This window comes from Mariniflexile aquimaris (genome assembly GCF_042676825.1).
In the GTDB taxonomy this organism is placed as follows: domain Bacteria; phylum Bacteroidota; class Bacteroidia; order Flavobacteriales; family Flavobacteriaceae; genus Mariniflexile; species Mariniflexile aquimaris.
The window spans coordinates 1-2,492 of the sequence record NZ_JBHTIB010000022.1 but is presented as its reverse complement, the minus strand read 5'-3'; the positions used below and the strand labels follow the sequence as shown (position 1 = coordinate 2,492).

2 protein-coding genes are annotated in these 2,492 nt (G+C 27.8%); both read left to right on the top strand.

Features of this window, described 5'->3' with window-relative positions; genetic code table 11:
- Positions 1 to 86 precede the first annotated feature (86 nt).
- On the top strand, positions 87 to 554 hold the full coding sequence (locus ACFQ0I_RS15825; RefSeq protein WP_379943934.1) for a hypothetical protein: 468 nt from the start codon (positions 87 to 89) through the stop codon (positions 552 to 554).
- A gap of 172 nt (positions 555 to 726) precedes the next feature.
- Positions 727 to 2,277, top strand: a complete 1,551-nt coding sequence (locus tag ACFQ0I_RS15820) for an alpha/beta hydrolase-fold protein (protein ID WP_379943933.1) — start codon at positions 727 to 729, stop codon at positions 2,275 to 2,277.
- Positions 2,278 to 2,492: the final 215 nt, after the last annotated feature.

Here is a 2,492-nt window from a genome sequence, read left to right as displayed (position 1 = left end):
GCTTAGTAAAAACCAGAAGGTAAGTTTTTTTAATCCCTTACTTTTCATATATTTTACGTTGGCAACAAGCTAAAAAACTCACTCATTTGAATAAAACGAAAAGAAATAAATTAATCATTTTCCCAATCCTATTGATATTAGGATTTTTTCTGTTTTATAAATTTATGACTTACGACCGAAATTATACTTGGTCGAAAGAATACTCATTTGAAGTTGAAAACGCGTTAGAAAATCTTGACTTTGAATTTCAAAAGTCGGAGAAAATAAATACTGAGAATATTAAATTACCGAATGAAAAGTGGATTAAACTCAAAATCCAAAAATTGTTGAATAAAGTTGATTTAATGAATTACGGAACTGAATTCGGAGAAAAAATCACGCTGAATTCAACTAAATCAGAACAGTTGCTAATCTGCAAAGGTTGGTGTTTGAGCGACCATCTAATCGGAATTGAAATTGAGCATAAAAATATTGACGTGGAAACATTAAAAAAAATAAAACAACGATTTGAAAACCAATTTCCGAATTATAAATTAATTTGGACTGAATTATAAACCGAAAAATAAAGCCAGTTGCCAACAATGTATAACCGCAATTACGGCGGATTCGACTACGTCCGAATCCACTCGGAATTGCTAACGCCAGTTCTAAACCGAAAATCATTATCTTTAATCCCGTAACTGACGGTTATACGAGACCGTTGTGCACAATTAAACCGAACGCTAAATGAGAAACATTCTAACACAAATTTTAATTCTTATCTCGACCATTTCGTTTGGACAAGAATTGACTTCAATCAAAATTTCAGTTCCGAATAAAACAGATGAAGTTTATATTGTCGGAAATCAAGAAAGTCTTGGAAATTGGGAACCTAACAAAATCAAACTAAAGAAAATTTCTGAATATGAACGAGAAATTTCTCTCGATTTATCATTTCCTGCCGAATACAAGTTTACTCGTGGAAACTGGGAAAGTGAAGCTATTATTGACAACCTTTCTGGACAACCAAATTTTATCTTAAACGAAAAACCAAAAGAATTACAATATTATAAAATTCAAGGTTGGTCAGACCAAATTGATAATTTTTCAACTTTTAGCGATTTCAGTATTTTAAATATAAATTCAAATATTTTAAATCAAAAAAGAAAAATTTATGTTTCACTACCAGAAAATTACAACGAGAACATAAAATATCCTGTTGTATATGTTACAGACGCTAACATTTTAAATATTTATGAAATAGTAGTTCAAACCATAAGACAACAATCTAATTTTTCGAACTTTCCTCAATGTATTGTCGTTGGCATCTTTATAAACATTAGAGAAAGAAATAATGAATTAGATATACAGTTTGGAGAAAACGGTAAAAATTTTAAAGATTACATTTTTAAAGAAATCATCCCTTTTATTAACTCAAATTATTCTACGAGTGAGTTTAGAGCAATTTATGGTCATTCAAACGGAGCAGAATACAACCATTATTTGATGTTTGATAAAGAAAATCCATTCGATGCTTTTATAAACATTAGTGAGAATTTAATTGATTTAGAAAATGGACAACTTGAAAATATTACAAGAAAATACAATACATTTTTAGACGACACAAAAAAGCCAATTAAGTATTTTATTGCAAGTGCAAAATATGATGACCCAAATCGTTATCCAAGTGGAATTGAAATTGAAAAAATAATCAGTAACAATAGAAATGAGTATGTTGATTTTAAACATAAGATTTACAAAAGTTGGCACGTAGATTTAATTGGGTATTCAGTTTTAGACGCTTTTCAATTTATTTTTTCGGACTATCAAGATTATGAACCTTTTGAAAGTCAGTTGATACAATCTGATTTTAATTATAGCCAAATTAAAAAGGAATTCATAACTAAAAATGAACGATACATTCAACCATATATTGAAAATGAAAATTCAACAGCAGTTATTGGCGAAATTGCTTTGAATAACAAAAATCCAAAAGTTTTAGCTCAATATTTAGAAAATGAAGATACAGAAAATGAGATTTTTAATAATTATCAAAGAGCTTATCTATTTTACGAAATAAATGATTTAAATACAGCATTATCATATTTGGAAAAAATTGTTAATGAAAATGACCAAAACTCTTTAGAACAAATTTTAAATTCAAATGGAGAATTATTTATTGAGGTTTACGAAAAGTTAAATAAATTAGATTCAGCAATTAAAAATCTTGATATTTTACAAAAAAAGAATCCAGATGTTAAGAATGAAATTAAGAAAATAAAGAATAAAATAAAATAACTGTGNAGAAAATAAAGAATAAAATAAAATAACTGTGCACAACACCGTATATAATTTATTGCTAGTTCTAGCCTACTTACGAAAATCCTCACGGATTTTCTATTCGGTTTTTATTTACTAAATTAGGTGCTAAAACCACGCAACAAACCATATACAAACACGTTAGCAACAACTATGAAAAAAATCCTGCTGATATTAATAATTGGAATTTCTAA